This is a genomic window from Marinobacter sp. es.048 (assembly GCF_900188435.1).
In the GTDB taxonomy this organism is placed as follows: Bacteria; Pseudomonadota; Gammaproteobacteria; order Pseudomonadales; family Oleiphilaceae; genus Marinobacter.
Map to the genome: position 1 here is coordinate 283,648 of NZ_FYFA01000001.1, position 22,957 is coordinate 306,604.

22 protein-coding genes and 1 riboswitch are annotated in these 22,957 nt (G+C 57.9%); of the genes, 10 read left to right on the plus strand and 12 right to left on the minus strand.

Going from position 1 to position 22,957, the window contains the following annotated elements:
• Positions 1-20 precede the first annotated feature (20 nt).
• Genes CFT65_RS01360 through CFT65_RS01375 form a run of 4 tightly spaced genes read left to right on the plus strand, consistent with a single transcriptional unit; the run spans position 21 to position 3,477 of the window.
• Positions 21-788, plus strand: coding sequence for a glycosyltransferase family 2 protein (locus tag CFT65_RS01360; RefSeq protein WP_088826263.1), 768 nt, complete (start codon positions 21-23; stop codon positions 786-788).
• Between the two features lies 1 nt (position 789).
• Positions 790-1,458, plus strand: coding sequence for a TVP38/TMEM64 family protein (locus CFT65_RS01365; RefSeq protein WP_088826264.1), 669 nt, complete (start codon positions 790-792; stop codon positions 1,456-1,458).
• A 9-nt stretch (positions 1,459-1,467) separates the two neighbouring features.
• Entirely contained in the window at positions 1,468-3,216 is a 1,749-nt protein-coding gene (locus tag CFT65_RS01370) for an ArnT family glycosyltransferase (RefSeq protein WP_088826265.1), read from the plus strand.
• A gap of 30 nt (positions 3,217-3,246) precedes the next feature.
• Positions 3,247-3,477 carry a hypothetical protein gene (locus CFT65_RS01375; RefSeq protein ID WP_088826266.1) on the plus strand — a complete coding sequence of 77 codons (231 nt, stop codon included), beginning with the start codon at positions 3,247-3,249 and terminating at the stop codon, positions 3,475-3,477.
• A gap of 6 nt (positions 3,478-3,483) precedes the next feature.
• On the opposite strand, the gene CFT65_RS01380 is transcribed toward CFT65_RS01375, so the two are convergent.
• Complete coding sequence (locus tag CFT65_RS01380; protein WP_088826267.1) at positions 3,484-4,914, minus strand: sensor histidine kinase; 1,431 nt, start codon at positions 4,912-4,914, stop codon at positions 3,484-3,486.
• Positions 4,911-5,636, minus strand: coding sequence for a response regulator (locus tag CFT65_RS01385; RefSeq protein ID WP_088826268.1), 726 nt, complete (start codon positions 5,634-5,636; stop codon positions 4,911-4,913). The genes CFT65_RS01380 and CFT65_RS01385 overlap by 4 nt, the downstream gene beginning before the upstream one ends.
• Before the next feature lie 218 nt (positions 5,637-5,854).
• Between CFT65_RS01385 and CFT65_RS01390 the strand changes: the two genes are divergently transcribed.
• The gene (locus tag CFT65_RS01390; protein ID WP_088826269.1) at positions 5,855-6,211 is read left to right on the plus strand and encodes a hypothetical protein; all 357 of its coding nucleotides are present in this window, start codon (positions 5,855-5,857) and stop codon (positions 6,209-6,211) included.
• A gap of 65 nt (positions 6,212-6,276) precedes the next feature.
• Positions 6,277-6,801: a cytochrome b gene (locus CFT65_RS01395; protein ID WP_088826270.1), complete on the plus strand. Its 525-nt coding sequence runs from the start codon at positions 6,277-6,279 to the stop codon at positions 6,799-6,801.
• 35 nt (positions 6,802-6,836) lie between these two features.
• On the opposite strand, the gene CFT65_RS01400 is transcribed toward CFT65_RS01395, so the two are convergent.
• From CFT65_RS01400 to CFT65_RS01415, 4 genes are all read right to left on the minus strand, one after another.
• The gene (locus tag CFT65_RS01400; protein ID WP_088826271.1) at positions 6,837-7,685 is read right to left on the minus strand and encodes a sulfurtransferase; all 849 of its coding nucleotides are present in this window, start codon (positions 7,683-7,685) and stop codon (positions 6,837-6,839) included.
• 78 nt (positions 7,686-7,763) lie between these two features.
• The gene (locus tag CFT65_RS01405; protein ID WP_088826272.1) at positions 7,764-8,114 is read right to left on the minus strand and encodes a RidA family protein; all 351 of its coding nucleotides are present in this window, start codon (positions 8,112-8,114) and stop codon (positions 7,764-7,766) included.
• A gap of 58 nt (positions 8,115-8,172) precedes the next feature.
• Positions 8,173-8,847, minus strand: a complete 675-nt coding sequence (locus CFT65_RS01410; protein WP_088826273.1) for a potassium channel family protein — start codon at positions 8,845-8,847, stop codon at positions 8,173-8,175.
• Complete coding sequence (locus CFT65_RS01415) at positions 8,844-10,268, minus strand: TrkH family potassium uptake protein (RefSeq protein WP_216360401.1); 1,425 nt, start codon at positions 10,266-10,268, stop codon at positions 8,844-8,846. The genes CFT65_RS01410 and CFT65_RS01415 overlap by 4 nt, the downstream gene beginning before the upstream one ends.
• 354 nt (positions 10,269-10,622) lie before the next feature.
• Here CFT65_RS01415 and CFT65_RS01420 point away from each other — a divergent pair, with 354 nt between their 5' ends.
• Both CFT65_RS01420 and CFT65_RS01425 read left to right on the plus strand, forming a co-directional pair.
• The gene (locus tag CFT65_RS01420; RefSeq protein ID WP_088826275.1) at positions 10,623-11,579 is read left to right on the plus strand and encodes a 1-phosphofructokinase family hexose kinase; all 957 of its coding nucleotides are present in this window, start codon (positions 10,623-10,625) and stop codon (positions 11,577-11,579) included.
• A gap of 282 nt (positions 11,580-11,861) precedes the next feature.
• Positions 11,862-12,371, plus strand: coding sequence for a DUF1269 domain-containing protein (locus tag CFT65_RS01425; RefSeq protein ID WP_088826276.1), 510 nt, complete (start codon positions 11,862-11,864; stop codon positions 12,369-12,371).
• A gap of 204 nt (positions 12,372-12,575) precedes the next feature.
• Here the strand turns inward: CFT65_RS01425 and CFT65_RS01430 are convergent, their stop codons facing one another.
• The 4 genes from CFT65_RS01430 to CFT65_RS01445 are packed head-to-tail and all read right to left on the minus strand — an operon-like array spanning position 12,576 to position 17,018.
• Positions 12,576-13,340 (minus strand): ABC transporter ATP-binding protein, encoded by a 765-nt coding sequence (locus CFT65_RS01430; protein ID WP_088826277.1) that lies wholly within the window; start codon positions 13,338-13,340, stop codon positions 12,576-12,578.
• Complete coding sequence (locus CFT65_RS01435) at positions 13,340-14,314, minus strand: FecCD family ABC transporter permease (protein WP_088826278.1); 975 nt, start codon at positions 14,312-14,314, stop codon at positions 13,340-13,342. The genes CFT65_RS01430 and CFT65_RS01435 overlap by 1 nt, the downstream gene beginning before the upstream one ends.
• Entirely contained in the window at positions 14,301-15,185 is an 885-nt protein-coding gene (locus tag CFT65_RS01440) for a cobalamin-binding protein (protein WP_172408404.1), read from the minus strand. Before CFT65_RS01440 ends, CFT65_RS01435 begins: the two co-directional genes overlap by 14 nt.
• Positions 15,186-15,215: 30 nt before the next feature.
• Positions 15,216-17,018, minus strand: coding sequence for a TonB-dependent receptor domain-containing protein (locus tag CFT65_RS01445; protein WP_088826279.1), 1,803 nt, complete (start codon positions 17,016-17,018; stop codon positions 15,216-15,218).
• A 134-nt stretch (positions 17,019-17,152) separates the two neighbouring features.
• Positions 17,153-17,376, minus strand: a riboswitch (cobalamin riboswitch).
• A gap of 120 nt (positions 17,377-17,496) precedes the next feature.
• Here CFT65_RS01445 and CFT65_RS01450 point away from each other — a divergent pair.
• On the plus strand, positions 17,497-19,371 hold the full coding sequence (locus CFT65_RS01450; RefSeq protein ID WP_088826280.1) for a putative nucleotidyltransferase substrate binding domain-containing protein: 1,875 nt from the start codon (positions 17,497-17,499) through the stop codon (positions 19,369-19,371).
• Positions 19,364-20,092 (plus strand): 3'-5' exonuclease, encoded by a 729-nt coding sequence (locus CFT65_RS01455; RefSeq protein ID WP_088826281.1) that lies wholly within the window; start codon positions 19,364-19,366, stop codon positions 20,090-20,092. Before CFT65_RS01450 ends, CFT65_RS01455 begins: the two co-directional genes overlap by 8 nt.
• Before the next feature lie 52 nt (positions 20,093-20,144).
• On the opposite strand, the gene msrB is transcribed toward CFT65_RS01455, so the two are convergent.
• Both msrB and CFT65_RS01465 read right to left on the minus strand, forming a co-directional pair.
• Entirely contained in the window at positions 20,145-21,377 is a 1,233-nt protein-coding gene (gene msrB, locus CFT65_RS01460) for a peptide-methionine (R)-S-oxide reductase MsrB (RefSeq protein WP_088826282.1), read from the minus strand.
• 79 nt (positions 21,378-21,456) lie between these two features.
• Positions 21,457-22,956, minus strand: coding sequence for a sensor histidine kinase (locus CFT65_RS01465; protein WP_088826283.1), 1,500 nt, complete (start codon positions 22,954-22,956; stop codon positions 21,457-21,459).
• Position 22,957 lies beyond the last annotated feature (1 nt).

A 22,957-nucleotide genomic window follows, 5' to 3' on the forward strand; every position in this document is an offset into this window, starting at 1 on the left:
GTTTTCGAGGATGTCTTTACATGGGTCAGGAAAGAACTCTGTCGCTGGTTATCCCAGCCAAGGATGAAGAAGCCAACATCGTTACCCTGCTCACTGAGGCTTATGGGGTCATGCGTGACTATCACGGCTTTGAGATGGTGCTGGTGGATGATGGCAGCACCGACAGGACGCTGGACACCGCGGTGCGAACAGCCCGGGCCCTCGGTGGCCGGTTGTTAACCGTTCGCCATGAGCGCAGCATTGGTCAAAGCGGTGCCTTGGCATCGGGTATCCGGCAAGCCCGGGGCAGGCTGATCGTCACCATGGATGGCGATGGCCAGAACGACCCGGCCGACATTCCCGCCATGCTGCAGAAAGCCAACACCATGCGAAACCCGGATTTCTGTATTGCCGGCTATCGCAAGAATCGCAAGGACACCGTCTGGAAACGCTTCCAGTCACGCCTTGCCAATCACGTGCGGGATGCGCTGCTTCATGATGGCGTGCCCGATACCGGCTGCGGTCTCAAGCTGTTTCCCCGGGACACCTTTCTCAAACTGCCCTGGTTCGACCACGGACACCGTTTCATCCCGGCGCTGGTACGCGGAATCGGCGGTGACATCGCCATCGTCGAGGTCAACCACCGCCCACGCAACGCCGGCGCATCCAAATACAACGCCTGGAACCGCACCTGGGCCGGCATCCTGGACCTGCTCGGCGTGCTCTGGTTACTGCACCGCACCCGGGTTCCTGTTGTCAGCAGTGCTGGTCAGGCCGACCCACAGGCGTCGGTGGCGGAGCGCTCCTGACATGATCAACGGATTCCGCTGGCTGGCCTTCGCCACTCTGGTTCTGGTTGGCTATCTGACCGTTCACAACGGCTGGCTCGACTTTATAGCCAACCAGAACGAAGTGGCGAACTATCTTCATAGCCATGGTGTCAGTGGATTAGTGGTAATTACTCTCGCCGGTGCGTTGTTTACCGGCCTTGGCGCTCCGCGCCAGTTGCTCGCCTTCGTGCTGGGTTTTTCACTGGGCGGGCTCAACGGGACGCTGCTGTCGACCCTGGCGGCCGCTATTGGTGCCACCGGCTGCTTCCTGACCGCCCGCTGGCTGTTGCGAACGCCGTTGAGCCGGCGGTTCAGCCACCGGATGCAGCAGTTTGATCGCCTGTTCCGGGAGCGGACGCTATGGAAAGTCCTCATGGTCCGCTTGCTGCCCGTGGGCAGTAACCTGATCACCAACCTGGTGGCAGGCTGCTCCGGGATCCGCTTCTCACCGTTCCTGTTCGGCAGCACCCTGGGCTACCTGCCCCAGATGCTGGTGTTTGCCCTGGCCGGCGCCGGTATCGGCAATGCCAACGCCTATCAGCTTGCCGTGAGCATCGGCTTTTTCATTCTCGCCTCGCTGATTGGTGCTTTTCTCTATCACAACCAGAGGGCCAGGACACTGGCCAATTCCGTTTCCGACTCTCTCTGAGACCGAACCATGCCTGCATCACCCTTCGTCCGCCACCTGCCGGACACCGTGTTTAACCTGTCCCGCAATCAACTCCTGCTGTTACTGTTGGCCTTTGCCGCAGTCGTGATTTTTACCGGGATCGGACTACGTTCCCCCTGGCCTGCCGACGAACCGCGGTTCGCGGAAGTGGCCCGCGAAATGGTCGCCTCCGGGCAATGGCTGATCCCCATGCGGGGTGGTGAGTTCTACCCGGACAAGCCACCGGTGTTCATGTGGAGTATTGCCTTCTTTTACTGGCTGACCGGCAACCTGAAGATTGCATTCCTGCTGCCCAATGCGCTGTGTAGCCTGCTGACATTGGGACTGTTCTTTGATCTGGGCACCCGCCTGTGGAACCAGCGGACCGGTGCCATCGCAGTAATGTTGCTGATGCTTGCGCCCCAGTTCGTGATCCAGGCCCAGAAAGCCCAGATCGACGCCATGGTCGCCTGCTGGATTGCGGTTGCCTGCTACGGCCTGATCCGACACTTTTTCACCGGGCCCGCCTGGGGCTGGTACTTCGTTGGCTGGGCGTTTATGGGGCTCGGGATCATCACCAAAGGGGTTGGCTTCCTGCCGGCGCTGATGCTCATTCCGATCGTGATCATGAAGCTTCGCGATCGCGCACTGTTCCGTGGCACGCTCACCTGGCGCTGCGCACTGGGCCCGCTGGCCATGCTGGCAGTGGTTGCCGCCTGGCTGATTCCCATGGTGCTTTACGTTAACAATCTCGGCACCGAAGAGGCCCTGGCCTATCGGAACAATATCCTGTTCAAGCAGACCGGCGAGCGCTATGCCGACTCATGGGGCCATATCCAGCCCTGGTACTATTACCTCACCAGCGTAATTCCCTCGCTCTGGTTTCCTCTTCCGCTGTTGCTGCTGGCCTTGATCCGGCCCCTGTCTGAAACTGCCCGGTACCGGCCGATTATTCCTGTACTTCTGGGCTGGATTGCCCTGGTCATCGTGTTTTTCAGCCTCAGCCCCGGCAAGCGCGGTGTTTACCTGTTGCCAGCATTGCCCATGCTGGCGCTGATTCTCGCCCCGCTGCTCAGCAGCCAGAAGCCGGCTGGCTGGTTTCCGCCGCTCCTGACAGGCGTGCAGTTCCTGCTCGGTATCGCGTTGATGGCGGTTGGCGTCCTGGCCTGGAACGACCACCCCAGGCTGGTTGAAAAAGTGGCCGACTACAGCACCGACCCGGCCAAACTGCACGAGGCGGGGACGTTCGTCTTCGTCATAGGACTGGCCTGGCTGATCACCCTGTTCGGGTTCTGGCGCTCCCGTGCGCTGGGGCGTCTGTTCCTGGCCATGATGATCACCTGGCTGCTGCTGGGCACCTGGGGCTATCGAATTCTTGAGCCGCTTCGAACTCCTCGCAACGTTCTGGCAGCCGCAGAACAGCATATCCCGCCCGGCGGGCAGCTCGGCATGATCGACTTCCGGGAACAGTTCCTGCTGTTTTCAAAGCGCGATTTCACCCATTTCAGCTTCTTCACCGGCCGGGAACAGGAGAACCGAAATGCCTGGCTATGGATGAAGGAAACCGCCAACAGCTATCTCCTTGTTGCCGATCAGATTGAGTTATCCTGTTTCACCCAGGAAGGCGCTATTCACTTGGGTACAGCCCACCGGGACAATTACCTTTTATTGACTGATGAACAAATGAGCCCCGGCTGCGCACCACCAGACAAGGGCAAATGGTTTACCACGCCTGAGCCCGGCAGTTGGCAAGATTGAGCTGACAAGGCATTAAGAGAAGAATAAACGATGAAAGAGCATGAAATTAAAGCCCGTCGGGAAGAAAACCGCGTTGATTCCGTGAAAATCGTACGATCCCCCTCAAATGCGCACGAATGGGTCATACTCTTTAAAGACATTGAAGGAAAAACCTTTTTCCTGATCTCTGACGACGATCATGTCTGCAGCTACGCAAACCTGGATTCGACCGTCGAGGCACTCGACGCCCTGGGATTTGCCCGTGCAGAAGTGCTGTTCTGACAGGCCCTACCTGGTTTTGGGCAGGGTCACCGAGACCTGCAGGCCCTGATCTCCCGGGCCTGCACTCAGCCGGACTTCGCCACCCATACCCCGAATCAGCGTGCGGGCGATAGCCAGGCCCAGGCCCGCGCCACCCGTTTCCCGACTGCGTGAGTGCTCCAACCGGTAGAAAGGTTCGAAAACCCGTTCCCGCTCGGCTTCAGGAATACCCGGTCCCTGGTCAACGATTGTGACAACCGCTTCTGCGTCTGTGGTTGTCAGTGTTACCTCCGCCTGCTCACCATAATTCACCGCGTTCTCAATCAGGTTGCGCAGGGCACGCTTGACGGCTTCGGGCTGTCCCTGGAGTACACATCTCGGGCTGTCATCACAGTGCACCGCCAGCCCCATTTCCTGGAGATCGCCACACAGGCTGTCCAGCAGGGTGCCTAAGTCATAGCGACGGTGCTGTTCGCTGGTGCTGCCCCGGATGAAATCGAGGGTGGCTTCGGCCAGATGCTGCATTTCCCGGAGGGAATCGAGAAGACGATCCCTGTCCTCACCTTCCTGCAGCATTTCTACCCGCAAACGCATGGAAGTGATGGGGGTTCTGAGGTCGTGGGCGAGCGCCGCCAGCAGCCTTGCCCGATCTTCCTGGGCGCGACCAACCTGGTCCTGCATCTGGTTGAAGGCGCGGGTAACCTCACGAACATCCTCAGGCCCCTTTTCCGGAATCCGGACTTTCTCACCCCGCCCGAACGCGTGAGCTGCAATGCTTAACTCGTTCATTGGCCGAAGGATTCGACGGACCGCCAGCAACAGGGTCAGCGTGAGCAGCACAGCGGTAATCCCCACGCTGGTGAGTGTCGCCTTCAACCACAGCCAGGACGGCGCGGGTGGCCGGGCCCTGGCGTTGAACCACTGGCCGGACGACAAGGCCAGGGAAACACCGAGGACCGGTGGGCATTCGTGCCGGTCCTCCCGGTGTTCGTCATTGTCACCGTGCTCCTCGTACTCGTGATGCTCATCATCCTCATCGTCGTGCCGCTCGCGGTCCCGATGGTCATCGTGGTCCGACTCCCGACCCGGCAGGCAATCGTCTTCATCAGACTCCATGGCCGCTCGCACTTGCTCCCTCGACAGGTCCAGTTCCCCGGCCAGCCGGCGGGTCATGCCGGGGGCCAGGTCATCGGGCAAATACGGCGAGGGATCGATGGAAAGCCGCAGGGTCGGGCTGGAAAGTGCCCGAAGGATACGCTCCTGCCGCTCAGGATCCGTGGTATCGGCCAATGTGTAGCCATCGGCCACTCGCTGAAGCACGTGCTCCAGGCTGGCACTGCGCAAAGCCCCCTGACGTTCGCCGGCGAGAATAACAATGGTGATAATCTGGGCCACCAGCAGCACCAGAATCAGCAACAGCGCCAGCTGCCCACCGGCGCGCCGGGGCCACAGCCTCATTGTTCAGCTCCTTCGACCGCCGCAATCCACTGGTAACCACCGCCCCAGATGGTCTTGATCAGCCTTGGGCTGCGGGCATCCGGGTCGATCTTGCGGCGCAGTCGGCTGACATGGTTGTCAATGCTGCGGTCGAAGGCATCCGCCTCCCTGCCCAGCGTCAGATCCATCAGTTGATCACGGGACAACACTCGGCCGGCGTGCTCCAGGAACGCGAGCAACAGCTTGTACTCGGCGGTACTCAAAGAGACCTCAACACCCTCCGGGTCAATGAGTTGATGGCGGTCGACGTCCAGCGACCAGCCCTCAAACGTCAGGCACTGGCCGGCCATGGGGCTGCGTTGGGGAGGCAGCGCTGTGGTACGACGCAGAACCGCTTTTATGCGGGCCAACAACTCCCGGGGGTTAAAGGGTTTGGTGAGGTAATCGTCGGCGCCCATTTCCAGGCCGACGATGCGATCGGTTTCCTCGCTCATGGCGGTCAGCAGGATCACTGGCAATTCAGTATGCTCACGAAGGTAACGGCAGAGGGTGAGGCCATCATCACCGGGCATCATGATGTCCAGAACGACCAGGTCAACAGAATGCTGTCGCAATTGCCGCTTCAGCGCCTCGCCGCCATCCGCAAGCAGCACGCGCAAGCCATGCTCCTGCAGATAGCGACCGACCAGGTCGCGGATGTCTCGATGGTCATCGACCACCAGGATTGTGGGAGAGTCGCTCACTCGTTACTCCGTTGAATTACCATCTGCCCTGATTATAGGGGAGTCGACTTCCCGCTTGGGCGCGATCTTGTCAAAAACCGTCGCAATTCCCGGCCTTGCGACAAGTTGCGACAAAGTCGGCGTATCACCGAGACAATTCTGCGACGTTTCCTTGGTGGAATAACTTCCGACCAACGATGACATTCCGTCATGGGTTTCACCAACCAAGGAGTTCAACCATGAAGAAAACCACCACCATTGCTGCCCTCTCCGTCGCCGCTTTACTCGCTGCCACGCCCCTGCTGGTATCAGCCGATGACGATTACTGGGACGACGATCGCTACGAGGATCGCTATGAGAATCGCCGTGACGGCAAGCACAAGGGCGCCAACCTAAAGCAGTACAGCACCGATGAGATGCGAATCATGGCCTATGGCCAGGCACTCAGGCGCTTTGGCCCGGGCGTGAAGGTGTCCGTTGACGAGACCCCGGATGGCACCTACCGGGTACAGCTGCGGGATGCCAATCAGAACCTGATCCGGGAGCAGGAATTCAACCAGTACGGCGCCCCGGTTCGCGGCGGCCGCCGGGACTGATTAGCACCAGCCAGCGCGGGGGCCTGTTCAGGTGCCCCGCCATCAGTTGATCAAGGAGAATCACGATGACATTGATGGACGCTGACAACCGCTATGGTGCCGTTTCCCGGGCTGTGCACTGGATAATGGCAGTTCTGCTGCTGGTAATGCTTGCCAGCGAAGTCTGGTTTGAAGGTCTGGAACACACCTTCTCGGATGCCTCCCTTATGGCCTGGCACCAGAGCCTGGGCCTGACCATTTTCGGCCTGGTGATCTTTCGTGGCCTCTGGCGAGGGCTGAACCGCTCGCGCCTGTCGTCGCCCGCGCACTGGGCCACCATGGCGAAACTGGGGCACATAACGCTTTACGCGCTGATGATTCTGATGCCGCTTTCAGGGCTGGCCACGTCTCTTGGAGAAGGCGATCCCGTTACCTTTTTTGGCTGGACAGTCTTTGGTTACGGCCGGGAAGTGGAATGGCTGGAAGATAGCGGCGAAGACGTCCACGAAGTTCTGGCCAACGTGTTGTGGGTGATGATTGGCGTACACGTGGCGGCTGCTTTGGCACACCAGTACGTACTCGGAGACCGGATCATGAAGCGCATGGCCTGATGGTCCGTCATCGCGTTGAAAGCCCGGCTTCAGTCTTAAGCCACCGGCAGCGACTCGTCGCTGCCCCAGTCCGCCCAGGAACCGTCGTACAGAGACAGCTGGTCATATCCCGCGAGCTCCGCCGCCAGCAGAATAATGCAGGCGGTGATGCCGGAACCGCAGGAAAAGACCAGTTGATGTCCGTTTCCCGGTTGAAGGTTTGGAGCAAGCTGCTTGAACCTTGCTTCCAGCTCACTGGCCGGCTTGAACCGGTAACCGTCCAGTACCTCAGTAAACGGAAGGTTGAGGGAATTAGGGATGTGGCCACCGCGCACGCCCGGACGAGGTTCCGGGGCCTGGGCCAAGAACCGGGCCCGGGACCTCGCATCAATCACGGAAACTTGCTCGTCTTCCAAATTCTTTGAAACGTAGGCGGAATCCCGGATCCGGTCGCGGCCCAGACGGCCCGCCATGCTGCCGGGGGAGGCCGCGCCCTGAACCGGTGCCGAAACCGTCTCGCGCCCCTCCGCTAACCACTGGGGCAGACCACCATCCAGTACGAAAACCTGCTCAAGCCCCATCGACCGCAGAATCCACCAGGCCCGGGGGGCCGAATAGACACCCTGGTTATCGTAGAGCACAACCAGGCTCTCAGGCGCAATGCCCAGCCTGCGAACTTCCTGCGTGAACTGCTCCTCGGTGGGAAACGCATGGAGCTGGGAAGATCCCGTATCGCAGAGCGTTCCCTCCAGATCAATCTGGAGACTCCCCGGTATCCACACCGGGTGATCATAAACGATCGGCTCTTTACCAATAACAGTGGCCATACTCGCGTCGATCAGAACCAACCGTTCGTTATCGAGGTTTTCCTGCAACCAGCCGGTGGTTACGAGTGGGGACGCCATGGTGTGCTCCTGCCCATACCAGAAATAGACGGCCGACTGCGCACAGCCCGCCGAATCGCCAGGTCTTTCCAATTGCCCTCAGGACGTTGCGGCAATCACCGAGATTTCCACCAGCAACTCCGGCGACGCCATCTGAGCCTGAACGCAGGCCCGGGCCGGCGCCGTACCTTCAGGCACCCAGTTGTCCCACACCTCGTTCAGGGCCTTGAAATCTGCCATATCCGCCAGGTAGATGGTTGCCGAGAGGATCCTGTCGTGGCTGGAGCCGGCAGTCTCGAGTAGCTCGTCCACTTTCTCCAGCATCCCGGTTACCTGGGTATGAATGTCGGCGTTACGGTCCTTGGCAACCTGACCGCAAAGATAAGCGGTGCCGTTGTGTTTTACGATCTTGCTCATTCGGCTGTTGGTGGAAATACGCTCAATGGTCATTGTGATGGCCTTGTTGGGGATTTGAGTGACTATATAACCCTATTGTGGGGTTCCGGATTCAGCCAGAATCGGATGATTGATAGTGACCGACTGAATCCAGCTGTTCATGCAATGCTTCGAGGTTTTTCCGATGGGTAATAATAATCACCTCATCATCAAGTTCAATCCGTGCATTGTCTTCCGGAATGATCAGCTTTCCCTTTCGATAGATACACATGATGCGACTGGACTTGGGTAATGTCAGATCGGCAATTCCGCCGACCTGTTTTTCCCTGGCCACAAATGAAAAGACTGAGGTGTCGTACCGCAACATGGTAGACAACTCAAACGAGTCACGGCCCTCGAAAAGCTCTGCCAGGTGCCGACCAATGGTACGTGACGGAACAATCGTGGCCTCAAGCCCGAGTTCGATGCAGATATGTTCATAAGTCGGGTCTTGAATCTTGGTGACAACCTTTTTGAAACCTAAGGAGCGACCAACCAGGCTGGCAATGATGTTTGTCTGGTCATGACCGGTAAGACAGTAGAGCACGTCCCCTTCTTCCGGATTCGTTTCTCGCAGCAGTGACGGTTTGCTGCCATCGCCAAGTAAGAAGCCACAGTCAAGATCATGGCTCAGCTCATCAATCCTTTCCTTGTCGACCTCAATGACAATCACATCATGATTGTGCTCGAGCAGGAATTTCGCCGTCATTATTGCGGTAGAACCCGCACCTACAAGGATCGCTTTCATGATAATTCCTTTCGTTTTCCGACCCAGTTCGCAGGATACAGAACGACCAGCAATGCAACGATTTCGAGTCGCCCAAACAGCATGTCCAGACACAGAACCAGTTTGAGTAAAACGGGCAGATCGGCTGCGGTAATGCCGGTGCTTAATCCCACCGTGGCAGTTGCTGAAACAACCTCAAACAGCGCATTCATTGGAGGGTAGCCGTGCATCAAAAAGACGAACCACGAAATTGCCACCACGCCAATAAATAACAGGATAAGAATGAGAGCGCGCTGTATGACGGTATCTTCCAGGACCTTCCCATCCAGTTTGGGGTAGTGCACAGCCTGTGACGGCATGGTTGTGCGCTGTAACACTACCTGAATCAACCGAAGCAAAATCAGAACACGTAACAGCTTTATGCCACCTGCCGTCGACCCGACACCACCACCGATCAACATCGAAAAAATCATGCTCATTTTGGCACTGTCATCGAGCAAGTTTATATCAACCGTCGTGAATCCGGTTGTGGATTGGGAGGACATGGCAAGAAATAGCGCATGGCCGGCAGCATCCTGCGGATTCATTCCTGAGTAAAAATGCAGGGAAAGAAACAAAAGAAGGGTCACCAGTAAAATCGCCACTGGCAGAGCAAGAAGCTCCCTATCACGAATACCGGCACGCCAGTTTTTTGAAAAGACGACGGCATACAGTGATAAAGGCAAAGCACCGCACAAACCCAGGCCAATAATAGTGAACCGGGTATACCAGTTATCAATGGCTGCAAGACTGTTATCGAATGAAGAGAAACCACCGGTTGATACCGCCGATAACACATGGTTGAGGGCCATCACGCCATTACCAGATATCAACCAGACCACCAGGATGCCTGTCAGGGTGAGGACGCTATAGATCATCAGCGTCTGACGGGCATGGGTGCGCGTCGTTGTTGCCAGGGTTTCACCTCCAAGGGGTTCACTCAGACTACGACTGGCAATCTGGCTACCCATTAACAACGCAACAGAAAGCACCACGATTCCCAGGCCGCCGTACCACTGCATCCATGAGCGGGCGAACAGAAATGTCTGTGGCTTGTCCGCGAGATCAGTCGTGACTGAAAGGCCCGTGGTTGTGATAGCGGAGATAGCCTCAAACAAGGCATCGTAAAAACTCAAACCACTCCCCATGAAAGGGAAGGTCATCAATAGCGGGGAGAGCACAAAGGCCAAAGCAACAACTGTCAGCGCTTCATTTGTCTGTATGTGCCAGGGCTCAGCAATGGACCGTGACGCGCCCCAGAAAATTAGCAGTGCGGCAATAACAACGAGGTAACGCCAAGCAATGTGAAAATCCTGAACAATCACCGCAACGCCCAGAGGGGCGAACGTCAGCAGAGCCAGCATTAATGCAAGTAGCCCCATGTATTTTGCCAACACGGGCATTCGCACTGCATAACTGAGTCTCGACGAGCTACTGGTCATTTGCCTGGGACCATTCAACCATGTCTTTTAACGCTGAACTTAGCATCTGCAAAACCACCCGGTATCGGATGAATCAAAATAAAAAAGCCCAGGTTGAAAGCATGGCTGCAACCCAGATTGACAGGACTTCCCAGTAACCCAGACCTTCCTTTTCTGACCCGCTCATACAGGTTTCCATGCGATTGGAACGTTTTACAGCATAGTCGACGGTGTTCCCGGGCGCGCTCCGTTGGCCAACGGACTTCACCGGTTTTATGATGTCATTATCCTCCCGATTACTGGCGCCCTGGGATCGGTGCCAACCAGGAGCACCTGATGGTCGACGCTTCCTCCCAATTGCACATTTCCGTCTTAAGCCTGAATCCGGCTGTTGATATCACCTATCAGATCCCACGGCTGATTCCCGATCAGAAGGTCCACGCCGCGGACTCCCGGTATGACCCGGGTGGCAATGGAATCAATGTCGGGCGCGGTCTCAGGCGACTCGGGGTGCAAGCGTGCACTTTCTGCGTTGTCGCCGGCGAAATCGGCCGCTTCCTTCGCCACCAACTGGATGAGCAGCTGGACCAGGCCAGTTATCTGGAGGTGGATGGCGAAACCCGGATAAATGGCACCATTCTTGAGACTGCTACTGGTGCCCAGTTCGAGGTCAGTGGTGTCGGCCCTTTCGTGTCGACTTCAGAATGGCAACAGTTGCTCGACCGGTTCGTGACCCATTGTGGTAAAGGGCTCGGCGTGATCACCGGCTCGTTACGAAAAAGCCTGCCGCAGAACCTCTATGCCGATGCAGTGCGTCGAGTGAATGCCGCCGGAGGTCGTGCGGTGGTCGACTCTCATGACGAGCTCCTGCAGCACGCAATCGACGCCCAACCCTTTCTGATCAAGCCCAACCGCTACGAGCTGGAAACCCTGGTCGGGCGGTCGTTGCAAAACCAGCGGGATATCATTCGGGAAGCACGCCTTTTGCAGGCGCGGGGCGTCCACTGGGTCTGCGTCTCCCTCGGAGCCGAGGGTGCGTTGCTGGTGACGCCCTCGCGGGTCTTGAAGGCAGAAGTCCCTTCGGTGCCGGCAATCTCCACCGTTGGGGCCGGTGACTCCATGGTGGCCGGCATGGTGGCCATGCTCGCACAGGGCGCGTCGGATCAGGATGCGTTGCGGGAGGGCATGGCGTGCAGTGCAGCGACGGTCATGCAGCCAGGAACCGAGCTGTTCGAAAAGAAAACCGTCGACCGGCTGCGGGGGGAGATTCGGCTGGCACCGCTTCCGATATGACGGACCTTATTACTGGAATGGGCCGGTTCAGAAGCTGCCCGGTCAGCTGTATAAATTCGACCTAAAAACGGTTCTCGCTGTCATCATTTTTCTAATGCCCGTATTGAAGTTGCACTTTTTCGAAACTGTTCTTGAATTCTGGAGAGCAACCTTGGCTGCTCGTGGCACTTCCTCCTATGCTCTTATCATAGGCCGGGAGCGCCCATTAGAGCGGCAAATGTCGAACTTTATGGTTAAACCGGTACATTGGTACTGCTAAAAACAAATTGGAGGGAGCCAAACATGCGCCGTTTATATTTTCTGATGCCAGACATTACGACAACTCATGGGCTTGTGGAAGAACTGTTGGTCTCACACGTGGAGGAGCACCACATCCATGTTGTAGCCAAAGAAGGCACTCCGATGGAAGAACTTCCAGAAGCCAACTTGATGCAAAAGAGTGATTTTGTCCCGGCAATTGAGAAAGGCCTTACCCTGGGCGCCGCTACCGGCCTGGTGTGTGGATTGGTCGCGATGGCGCTGCCAGCCACTGGTTTAATCATTGGTGGCGGCGCCGTGTTATTTATCACTGCCGCCGGTGCCGGTGTTGGTGGCCTGATGTCGAGCATGGTGGGCGTGGGGCTTCCAAATTCACGGCTGGAAAGATTCGACAAGCAGATCAATGCGGGCGGAGTCCTGGTGCTGGTTGATGTCAAACGCACCCGGGTTCACGAAATCGAGGCGTTGGTCAAAAAACATCATCCTGAAGCGGATATCCAGGGCACCGAACCACTGACACCGCCTTTCCCCTGAGGCTCGGATATCAGTCTCCGGCGTTTCCTTAATGTCATATACAGATGGGGAAAATCCGAAAAGGGAGAATCCATGACCGAAAAAGTCGACCTTCACGGTAGCTCCTACAGCGATTTTTGCAATGCGTTCATACGTTAACGAGCGAGAGGCGTTTATTACATTTCTTGTTCATTTGCGAAAAATAAAAAAGAGACTGTTGCCTGATTAGGCTGGAACAAACACTGGAAAACCATCCAGTTCGGCAGATAGCAAACGCTGGCCAAACAGGCTCTCAAGGGCAGAGGTCACCAACATGTCGCGGGCCGGGCCCCAGCAGGCCTGGCCGTCGGGGTACAGGAGGAGGATCTGGTCGCACCATCGGGCGGCCAGATTCAGGTCGTGGAGGCACATGAAGACGGCTCTACCGGATGCTGACTGGTTTCGCAGCAGCTTCATGACGGCAGTCTGGTGCTGTAAATCCAGGTGATTGGTCGGCTCGTCCAACAGCCAGATTTCCGGGCTTTGGGTCATCAGGGTGGCAATGGCTACTCGCTGGCGTTCGCCGCCGGATAGGGTGTTCACCAGGCGATCTTTCAGGTGGATGACGTCCAGCGCTTCGAGGGCCCGTTCGGCAATGGCCAGATCCTCACCACTCTCCATCTGCCAGGGTGACAACCAGGGATGGCGACCGATAAGAGCCGTTTCCAGCACGGTCGCCGGAAAACCATCCTGTCGGTCCTGAAACACCAGGCCCATCCGTTGCGAGACGGTTTTGCGTCGGATGTCGCACAGCGGCGTTCCGTCGAGTAACAGTTGTCCGCTTCTGGGCTCCCTCAATCCCGCCAGGGTATGCAGCAAGGTGGTTTTACCCACGCCATTGGGCCCCAGCACACCCCAGACCTGGCCCGGTTCGATAGCCAGGTTCAGGGGGACGCCCGAGGCGCGCCCCGGAATGTCGATGATCAGCGCTTCGGTTGTCAGGCGTGTCATCATCGGCTCCTATACAGCAGGTACAGGAAGGTCGGGACGCCGATCAGCGCGGTAATCACGCCAACCGGCAACTGCTCTGGCGCAATCACCACCCGGGCCAGGGTGTCTGCAAGCACGAGAAGCGTTCCGCCGGCCAGTGCGCATGCCGGCAGAATCAGTCGCTGGTCGTTCCCCAGTACCAACCGCAACATGTGCGGTACCACCAGGCCAACGAAACCAACCGAACCGGCCATGGTGACGGCGGTGGCGGTCAGCAGGCTCGCCATCAGGTAGATCGACCATTCAAGGGGCCGTACCGAAACGCCCAGGGCCGCTGCCTGCAGGGAACCCCGTGCCAACACGTTCAGGGCCCGGCCCAGCGGAAACACCATCAGGCATACGAGCAGGAGGATTAATAAGCCCGGCCAGGGAGTGGCTGCGTGGGAAAGATCGCCCATCAGCCAGTACAACATACCCGGCAACCGGCTGGCCGGGGTCATCGAGAGGATCAGGGTAATGATGGCCCCCCAGCCGGCGGCAACTACCACACCGGTGAGTAACAGCCGCGATGGGGTCCAGCTGCCACTGCCATGGGCCAGACCAAACACCAGCAGGGTGGCCAGCATGGCGCCGGCAAAGGCGGAGCCGGATACCAGAAAACCGGCAGCACCGGCGAGCATAGCCAGTAACGCCCCAACGGCGGCGCCGCCAGAGAGCCCCAACACGTAGGGATCGGCCAGGGGATTTCGCAACAATACCTGCATCAGCGCCCCGGCCACGGCCAGCAAGCCACCGGTCGCGAACGCGCTCAGTGTCCGGGGCAGTCGGAGCTCCAGAATCAGCGTTTTCTGCAACTCTGTGCCACTGCCGGTTATCACCCGCAGAGTGTCTTCAAAACCTATGGCCGTGCTGCCGATGCTGACGGAGACCAGAGCAGCCAGAAAGCCCGCCAGCAGCAGAATAAGGAGTGGTTTGTACGGGCTAGAGATTGGCACGGGCCTGCTCCAGGGTCTGGCACAGGTGTCTGGCGCCGTCTGCCATACGAAGCGTCGGGCGCGCCAGCAGGTCCGGCGGCTCGAGGAAGAGGTTGTCGGCGGCTACCGCTGCCAGGCCCGGAAACTCGCGCCAGGCTTCCAGCCATTCCCTGTCGTCCGAAGACCCGGCGGTAATAATGGCTTCGGGGTTGGCTTCCAGAACCGCCTCCCGGCTGATCCGGGGTACTAACCGTGGCAGCTCGCCGAAGACATTCACACCGCCGCACAGGGTTATGGCCTTGCTAATAAGCTCTTCCCGGTTAACGGTCATCAGTGGCTGGTCCCATATCTGGTAGAACACCTTAACCGGCCTGGTATCGGCATACTGAGCTTTCAGCGTGGCTATTTCTGCGCGAAACGCTTCGGCCCGTTCATTGCCGAGATCCGCTGACCCCGTCAGCAACGCCAGATCCGACACCGCCACGGCAATGTCGTCAAACGTTCGCGGGGCTAGCCAGAATACCGAAATACCAAGGTCTGACAGCCGTTCCAGTTGGCTGCGGGAATTGCCATCCACCCAGGCCACCACCAGGTCCGGTGCCAGCGAAACAATGGCCTCCAGGTCCAGGCGATTGCTGTCGCCCACCTGCGGCAAATCCGCAGCTTCTGCGGGATAATCGCTCCAGGCGCTCACCGCCACCACCTTGGCAGCGGCGCCTGCGGAAAACAGCAGTTCCGTAGCGCCGGGTGAAAGGGAGACAACGCGTTGGGCGGGGTCAGTCAGGCATACCTTCTGGTTCAGCGCGTCGCGTACACAGATTCCCTGTGCCTGCGCCAACAAGGGCGCAAGCAGAGGCAGTACACATAACGCAGCGAACCCGAGGTGCCTCATGGACGGCGGGAGCCTCTCAGATCGGTGAATTTACTGCTGGAAATCATAGCGCACCGAGGCCATGAAGGTTCGGCCGGCGGCAATGAAATCGGTATTGTCGAAACGTTTTGCGGTGGCGTACTCATTATCCAGTACGTTATCCACGGTCAGCGATGCCCGCCAGCCCCGAGCCAGAATCTTGCTCGCTCTCAGGTCCCAGACGCCGAAACCAGGGATGCGTTCGCGCCCGATACCGAACAGGTCTTCGTACCGGTGACTCTCAGCGCGGAACGTGGTCCCGAAGCTCCAGGTATTGATCTCTTTGTCCAGGTCCAGCCGAACGGAGCGCTCTGCCCGTCGGGCCAGCTGTTGTCCGGCTTCCTTATCTTCGAAGTCGCCAGCGGAGGCCACAGCTTTCAGATACCAGCCGTCCTGCTGCCAGCCTGTGCTCAGCTCAACGCCTCTGAGCCGGGCTTCAGGGACACTTGTAGCCTGGTTCTGGGTTGGCAGGGAAAGGTCTTCAACGTCGCTCTGGTAAATAGCCAGATCCCAGAACCAGTTTACGTAGCGGCCTTCGATGCCGGTTTCGTAGCTGGTGGCTTCCTCGGGCTGAAGATCGGGATTGCCAAAGCCTGGAAAGTACAGATCGTTGAAGGAAGGCGCCTTGAACGAGGTTCCGGCATTGGCTCGAACCCGATGATGTGCGTCCAGCTTATAGCCAATCGCAGCGCCCCAGGTCTCTTCCGTTCCGTAGGCTTCGTTATCGTCACTACGCAGACTGAGGTGCACATCGGTCCGGCCAAAATTCAGCAGCGCCTGCCCGAAGAAAGCCTCATTGGACCGGCTGCTTTCCTCATAGGCGGTCGTGCTCTCGACTTTATCCACCAGATACTCCGCACCAAGCACGAATTCATGGGTGCCGGCGGTCAGCCAGTTCTCGATGCGCGAGCTGCGGGTGCGGGTGTTGAATACTCCGGAAAAGGCACTGAAATCTTCCAGCTCATCGCGAGAATCTGCCAGATGGAGCGATGTTCGCCAGTTGGCGGTGACTGGGACCTCAACATTGGCACCCGCTGTCTGGAAGCGAAAATCTTCCTCGCCACCCTCGTACTCGGTATTGCCTTTCGCGCTGAGGAAACTGAACCCCGCTGTTACGCCGTTATCAAAGGTATGGGATGCACTGGCAACGCCGGAGGTGTTGTCATAACCCTTGTCGTCCCCGTCTTCGATAACCGGCGCACCGTCAGTATGGAAGTAATTGGCGCCGATCGTGACACGGGTCTGGTCAGTCACCGAAGAGAAGCCGCCGCCATACTGCTGACTGTCGAAATTCCCGGCGCCTGCCTCTACCCAGCCACGATTTCCCTGGGATCTCGGCAGCGTGAACGCCTGGACAACACCACCAACGGCGTCAGCACCGTAAAGACTGCTACGACTACCGCGAACAATTTCTACCCGGTTCACCAGTTGCGGTGGCAGGAATTGCCAGGCCGGGCCACCAACTGTTGCGGAGCGGATCCTCACCCCATCCACAAGCAGCACGGTTGCATCGGAGGCGTGACCGCGCATGAACACACCGGTCTGCTTGCCGAAAGACCCGTTCTGGGAGACCGTTACGCCCGGCTGAGACTCGATAAGTTCTCGAAATTCTATGGGTTGCTGTCGCTGAATGTCCTCTTCGTCTACGACGGTAACCGAAGACAGGCTCTCACCAACGGTTTTCGGCCCCAGTGTCGCGGTAACCACAATGGGATCCAGGGCATCGAATTCTGGGGCAGACTGGGCCGAAACGGCCAACGGCAGGGCGGCCAGGGAAACGCCGGCCAGTAAAACAGGGTATGGAATTCTGAACATGAAGCTTGCTCCGCACTCCGCGCGCACCCGCACGGGAATCTGGGTTTTTTTGCGGAAAGGGAAATGAGGGCAGGCGGTAGACTGGTGTCAGGAAAGCGGAACCGGCATATCACCCACCCAGGTTGCCCACCGCAACATCGGGTGTTTTTCCAGGCCGGTCTCCGGGCTGACAGGCGGAACCCTCGGTTCCCGGGCAATCACCTTCCCATGTCGTGGCGACACAGTGGCGCAAAGATTGCCGTTGTCCTGCTTACCGTTGCGGGGGCAGCATCGGATTTGCACTGGCGTTACCAGGCTCACCGATTTCCCGTTTCACCCGTCGCGCTATGCGACGGACACCTGAAAAAGTGGGCCAAGGCTAGCAACCCCCGTTTAAGCGGTCAATGAAATCCATCAAAGGTGGACATGGCCGGAGGCCTCTGCCACTGCTATATTCCATGACTGACAACCACTTTTCTTTGGCAAAACCGGGAGTTTTATGCAGGCTGAGCTCATCGACATCCGCAATCACATGGCACAATATCCGCCGTTTGACGAGATGCCCGAGGAGCTGCTCGACAGGGTGGTTGGCGAAATAGAGGTTGTGTATTCCAAGGCCGGCAGCAAGGTCCTGGAACTGGGTGACCCGAGTAGCTGGCTCTTTTACGTGCGCAGTGGCGCCGTTGAAATCTATCGGCGAACCGGGGAGCTTTACAACCGGATCGGTGAAGGTGAGGTCTTCGGCCAGTTTGGCCTTCTGATGAACAGGAAGGTGCGTTTTCCAGCCAAAGCCATCGAAGACACCCTGCTATATAAGATCCCCCACGACACCTTCCAATATCTGTGGGAAAACGACGACAACTTCGCCGATTTCGTCGAGATTGAAGACCGCAGCCGCCTGCGCTCGGCTGTTTCCCGCCGGGAAAAGTCCAACGAACTGATGACCTCCAAAGTCACCCGGCTGATATCCCGCGAACCGGTGACGGCGCCCTGCACAGTCAGGCTTCAGGAAGCCGCCCGGATCATGACTGAAAACGGTGTTTCGGCGCTGCTGTTGATGGATGAGGAAGGCGAAAAACCTCGGCTCAAGGGCATCATCACCGACCGCGACCTGCGTACCCGGGCCCTCAGCGAAGCACTGGCCTCGGAAACCCCGATCAGCGAGATCATGTCTGAAGACTTGATCACCATCCGCTCGAACATGTTCATATTCGAGGCCATGCTCACCATGCTGCACAACAACGTGCACCATCTTCCGGTGATGGATCGGGATGAGGTTCGAGGCGTCATTGCGCTTTCCGATATCGTGAAATACGAGAGCCAGAGCAGCCTCTACCTAGTCAGTAACATATACCATCAGCAGGATGTCAAAGGCCTGAAGAAAATCAGCCTGGATGTGCGGGACAGCTTCGTGCGTATGGTGAACGAAGATGCCAACTCCCACATGATTGGCAGTGCCATGGCCGGTATCGGGCGCAGCTTTACCCAGCGTCTGCTGGAACTGGGCGAAGAGAAATTTGGACCACCGCCGGTTCCCTACTGCTTCATGGCGCTTGGCTCCATGGCCCGGGACGAGCAGCTGGTGGTCACCGACCAGGACAACGCCATGATCCTGGACGACAGCTTTGTGCCAGAGGCCCACGATGAGTACTTCCGGGTGCTGGCGAAGTTCGTCAGCGATGGACTGGCCGAGTGTGGCTACTCCTACTGTACCGGCGACATCATGGCCACAAACCAGAAATGGCGGCAGCCTCTGAGCGTCTGGAAGGGCTATTTCACCGACTGGATCGAGAATCCGAAGGCCGAAGCCCTGCTTAACAGCAACATTTTCTTTGATCTGGACGGCATCTACGGCGAGACCGAATTTGCCGAGCAGTTGAAAACACTAGTGGCCGAGAAAGCCAGTAACAGTCAGCGTTTTCTTGCCATGATGGCCCGCAACGCCCTGAACCGGACGCCGCCCATTGGTTTCTTCCGAACCTTTGTGCTTGAGGAAGATGGCAAACAGCAGAAAACCTTTAACCTGAAACGTCGCGGAACCGCACCGCTGTCTGACCTGATCCGGATCCATGCCCTGGCCTGTCAATCCCGGGCACAGAATTCCTTTGAACGCCTCAAGGCCATCGGCAACACCAAACTCCTGATGGAAGACGATCTTGGCAACCTGAGAGATGCCCTCGAGTTCATTTCCATTGTCCGGATCCGGCACCAGGCCCTGGCGATTGAAGCCGGGCGCGAGCCAGACAACAATGTTCGTCCAGAAGACCTTTCGCCTTTCGAGAGAAGCCACCTCAAGGATGCGTTCCAGGTGGTCAACAACGCTCAGAAATTCCTGAGATTCCGTTACAACGCCCAGGTGGCCCGTAATGTCTGATGCCTCTTCTGGCGAGCCTTCCATTCAAAGCTTGCCGTGGCCAGAGCAATACCAGGCCCTGGCCAAACAGAGCAAATCACCGATCCTGAAAGCGTTTTATGAGAGCGGCTGTCCCTCACCCGACACGCCCATCTCAGAGGTGCGGATGCTGGCCATTGATTTCGAGACCACGGGGCTTGATGCCAGCCAGCACTCCATTGTCAGCATCGGTCTGGTGCCCTTCACCCTGGACGGTATCCAGCTGGCCGAAGCACGGCACTGGGTGGTGCGCCCGAAACTACCCCTACACCAGACTTCAGTGACCATTCATGGCATCACCCACAGCGACATCGATAAAGCGCCTGACCTGGAAGATATCCTGAGAGAGTTGTTTAGCTATCTGAATGGCCGCATCCCGGTGGTGCATTACCGGAATATCGAGCGTTCGTTCCTGGATGTGGCCCTGCGTTGGCGACTCGGCGAGGGCATACGGTTTCCGGTTCTTGATACGATGGCCATCGAAGCTCACCTGCATCCGGATCGCAACCCTTCCCGGTGGCAACGACTGATGGGCAAGAAGTCGGTATCAATCCGGTTGGCCGACAGCCGGCTGCGTTATGGGCTGCCCCATTACGCAGCCCATAACGCCCTGATTGATGCAATTGCCACGGCGGAGTTGTTGCAGGCGCAGGTGCTGCACCACTTCAGCCGGGAGACCCGGGTGGCGGATCTCTGGCTGTAGTGTGAGTGAGACTGTCGGATTACGCTTCGCTAATCCGACCTACTGCAGCAAGTCATTGACTTGCCATGTCGGTTTTCGGCTTGACGTCGTCAATCCACTTGCCATAGCCGGCCTCTTCCATGTCCTCCAGGGGGATAAAGTCCATCGCCGCAGAGTTCATGCAGTAGCGCAACCCGGTCGGCGCGGGACCATCGTTAAAGACATGACCCAGGTGGGAATCCCCGTGGGTACTGCGGATTTCCGTCCGGCTCATGAAGAACGAGTTGTCCTCAAGTTCCACCACAGCCTCTGGCGTGATGGGCCGGGTAAAGCTGGGCCAGCCGGTACCGGATTTGTACTTGTCCCGCGATGAGAACAGCGGCTCGCCCGAGACAATATCCACGTAAAGCCCTGACTTCTTGTTGTCCCAGTACTTGTTATTGAACGCCGGCTCGGTGCCGTCTTCCTGGGTGACCTCGTACTGCATATCGGTCAAACGCTGCCTCAGGACATCCTGAGCTGGCTTTTCAAAGCTTTCCGGATCAAAGCCACTGCCCATCTGACCGGGTTCTGTGCTGGCGCTTTCATCGCCCACCAGGTCGTCACTGGCATCTACCGTGGCCATCTCCTGGAACCGGGTGTAATCGAGCTCGTAATCTTCGCCATACACCTTCTCGATAAACTGATAGCGACCAGAGTTGAAGGTGTAAAAGTTGTAGCGCACCGGATTCTTGTCGTAATAGTCTTGGTGATACTCCTCGGCCGGGTAGAATTTCTCGAATGGCACGATTTCGATCACTACAGGCTTCTCGTACACTCCGGAAGCCTCCAACTCTGCAACAGCCGCTTCGGCCAGGCGCTTCTGCTCAGCGTTATGGTAGAAAATAGCGGGTCGATATTGCTGGCCTCGGTCCACAAACTGGCCCTGATTATCGGTCGGGTCCATCATCCGCCAGAGCGCCTGCAACAAACCCTCATATGTCATTTCGTTCGGGTCGTAATAGACCTGTACCGCTTCGGTATGGCCAGTCTGCCCCGAGGCAACTTGCTTATAGGAAGGACTTGCCTCTTCCCCACCGGAATAGCCCGAGACGACTTCTACCACGCCCGGCACCCGTTTCTCGTATCCGGCCTCGACACACCAGAAACAACCGCCAGCAAAGGTTGCGACGGCCAGACCCGGTTGATCCGGTGCGTATTTGCTCATCTGCGACTCCGATTTCTCGGCAACCGCATAGCTGGTGAACAAACCGGCCGCAGAGACAAGCGCCAGTGCCGAAAATATACCAACAATCTTACGTTTCATCAGACTTCTCCTTTACGTGATTCCATTCCTACAGCGTAGGGTCGCGGATTCACGAAAACGTTCACCAGGTGTTACGAATTCATAACGCTGTGGATTTTTCGCCGCCCGGCCCGGAACTGTCGCCGGCCAGAGGCAGCCAGACGCTGAAAACGGCGCCATCGGCATTGCGGACAGAGAGTTTCCCCTGCTGAAGTGAAACCATTCTCTGGGCAATGGCGAGCCCAAGCCCGGCATGCCCCGTCCTGGAGGCGCCTGAGGCCTGGTAAAAGGGTTCGAAGACGTGTTCCAGGTCCGCATCATCGATGCCAGGGCCAGCGTCCGCGACGGTAATCTCCACACCGCCGTCCCGTTCGGCAACGCTCAGTGTGATCTCCGTGTCCTGTGGCGAATGACTGATGGCATTGCTGATCAGGTTATCCAATACCCGCTCGGTCATGGCGATATCCGCCAGCACCCTGACCGGTGCCACGGAGACAATCGACAGGGCAACGCCGGCACGCTCTGCCTCGGGATGGTGTTTCTGCACCACATCATGCAGGAGTTCGGCAACCACAAACGGTTCCGTCTTCGGCTGTTTTTCCCGGGCATCCAGTGCCGCAAGCTCAAACAGTTCTTCCACCAGGCGACCAAGCCGGTGGCTTTCGGTCAGGGCAACATCCAGGAAACGTGCCCGCTCCTCGGCGGCGAGCGTGTCCTGTTTCATACGCAAGGCTTCGATATAACCCTGGATGGATGCCAGTGGCGTTCTCAGGTCATGGGAGACTTGGGCGACCAGCTGCCGGCGCTGGGCATCCTTGTGTTTCAGAAGGTCCAGCTGGGCAACAATCCGCTGAGCCATCTGATCAAACCTGGCGGCCAGGTAATCAATGTCATCGCCTTTGCCGGAAATCGCCACCGTGCTCTCTGGAGACATGCCGCGTTCGAAGGATTCCACCCGTTCGGTCAGCCGCGACAGCCGACGTGTCAACAGTCGGAAAAACACCAGCCCGGCCAGGAGTCCGACAAACAGGCTCACCGCCAGCGCACCTGCGCCCAACTGCAGGAGACGGTTACTGTGCACCATGCTCTCGGCCAGATCGTATTCCTCGCCCCTCAGAACAACGTACAGATAGCCCGTTGGGTTGTCTGCTGATGGCACCGGCGTTACCGAGAAGACTTTTCGCCGGTCATGGCTGCGCGGGTCATCGCCGGGCAGCGGATAGGCTTCGGGGGTTTCGAGCAGTGTTCTGATGGGGGCCAGGGACACCCGGTTGCGCTTGATCTTGTTCGGATCCGCGGAGTAGGACAGGATGTTGCCGTCGGTATCCAGAAGATAGATCTCAATACTGGGGTTGATCGTCATGTACAGTTCAAAAAGCTGCTTCAGGGCGTCGCGATTGAGTTCACCATCGGTTACCAGGTTTCGGTCAGACACCAGATTGCGGGCAAGATCCCGGTTCAGTTGCTGGTTAACCGCTGCCGAGTATTCTCTAACCGAAGCCAGACTCAGAAAGGTGAAGAGCCCCCCCACCACAAGCAGTAGCAGGAACAGACCAATGGCCAGCCGGGCATAGAGGGTTCGGAATACAGACAGGGCCACG

Excerpts from the sequence above, each read along its gene's own strand:
- CFT65_RS01445 (WP_088826279.1), bottom strand. The coding sequence starts at position 17,018 with ATGTTCAGAATTCCATACCCTGTTTTACTGGCCGGCGTTTCCCTGGCC.
- CFT65_RS01400 (WP_088826271.1), bottom strand. The coding sequence starts at position 7,685 with ATGGCGTCCCCACTCGTAACCACCGGCTGGTTGCAGGAAAACCTCGAT.
- CFT65_RS01360 (WP_088826263.1), top strand. The coding sequence starts at position 21 with ATGGGTCAGGAAAGAACTCTGTCGCTGGTTATCCCAGCCAAGGATGAA.
- CFT65_RS01395 (WP_088826270.1), top strand. The coding sequence starts at position 6,277 with ATGACATTGATGGACGCTGACAACCGCTATGGTGCCGTTTCCCGGGCT.
- CFT65_RS01375 (WP_088826266.1), top strand. The coding sequence starts at position 3,247 with ATGAAAGAGCATGAAATTAAAGCCCGTCGGGAAGAAAACCGCGTTGAT.
- CFT65_RS01450 (WP_088826280.1), top strand. The coding sequence starts at position 17,497 with ATGCAGGCTGAGCTCATCGACATCCGCAATCACATGGCACAATATCCG.
- msrB (WP_088826282.1), bottom strand. The coding sequence starts at position 21,377 with ATGAAACGTAAGATTGTTGGTATATTTTCGGCACTGGCGCTTGTCTCT.
- CFT65_RS01430 (WP_088826277.1), bottom strand. The coding sequence starts at position 13,340 with ATGACACGCCTGACAACCGAAGCGCTGATCATCGACATTCCGGGGCGC.
- CFT65_RS01370 (WP_088826265.1), top strand. The coding sequence starts at position 1,468 with ATGCCTGCATCACCCTTCGTCCGCCACCTGCCGGACACCGTGTTTAAC.
- CFT65_RS01440 (WP_172408404.1), bottom strand. The coding sequence starts at position 15,185 with ATGAGGCACCTCGGGTTCGCTGCGTTATGTGTACTGCCTCTGCTTGCG.
- CFT65_RS01455 (WP_088826281.1), top strand. The coding sequence starts at position 19,364 with ATGTCTGATGCCTCTTCTGGCGAGCCTTCCATTCAAAGCTTGCCGTGG.
- CFT65_RS01380 (WP_088826267.1), bottom strand. The coding sequence starts at position 4,914 with ATGAGGCTGTGGCCCCGGCGCGCCGGTGGGCAGCTGGCGCTGTTGCTG.
- CFT65_RS01390 (WP_088826269.1), top strand. The coding sequence starts at position 5,855 with ATGAAGAAAACCACCACCATTGCTGCCCTCTCCGTCGCCGCTTTACTC.
- CFT65_RS01365 (WP_088826264.1), top strand. The coding sequence starts at position 790 with ATGATCAACGGATTCCGCTGGCTGGCCTTCGCCACTCTGGTTCTGGTT.
- CFT65_RS01410 (WP_088826273.1), bottom strand. The coding sequence starts at position 8,847 with ATGAAAGCGATCCTTGTAGGTGCGGGTTCTACCGCAATAATGACGGCG.
- CFT65_RS01420 (WP_088826275.1), top strand. The coding sequence starts at position 10,623 with ATGGTCGACGCTTCCTCCCAATTGCACATTTCCGTCTTAAGCCTGAAT.
- CFT65_RS01405 (WP_088826272.1), bottom strand. The coding sequence starts at position 8,114 with ATGACCATTGAGCGTATTTCCACCAACAGCCGAATGAGCAAGATCGTA.
- CFT65_RS01425 (WP_088826276.1), top strand. The coding sequence starts at position 11,862 with ATGCGCCGTTTATATTTTCTGATGCCAGACATTACGACAACTCATGGG.
- CFT65_RS01415 (WP_216360401.1), bottom strand. The coding sequence starts at position 10,268 with ATGCCCGTGTTGGCAAAATACATGGGGCTACTTGCATTAATGCTGGCT.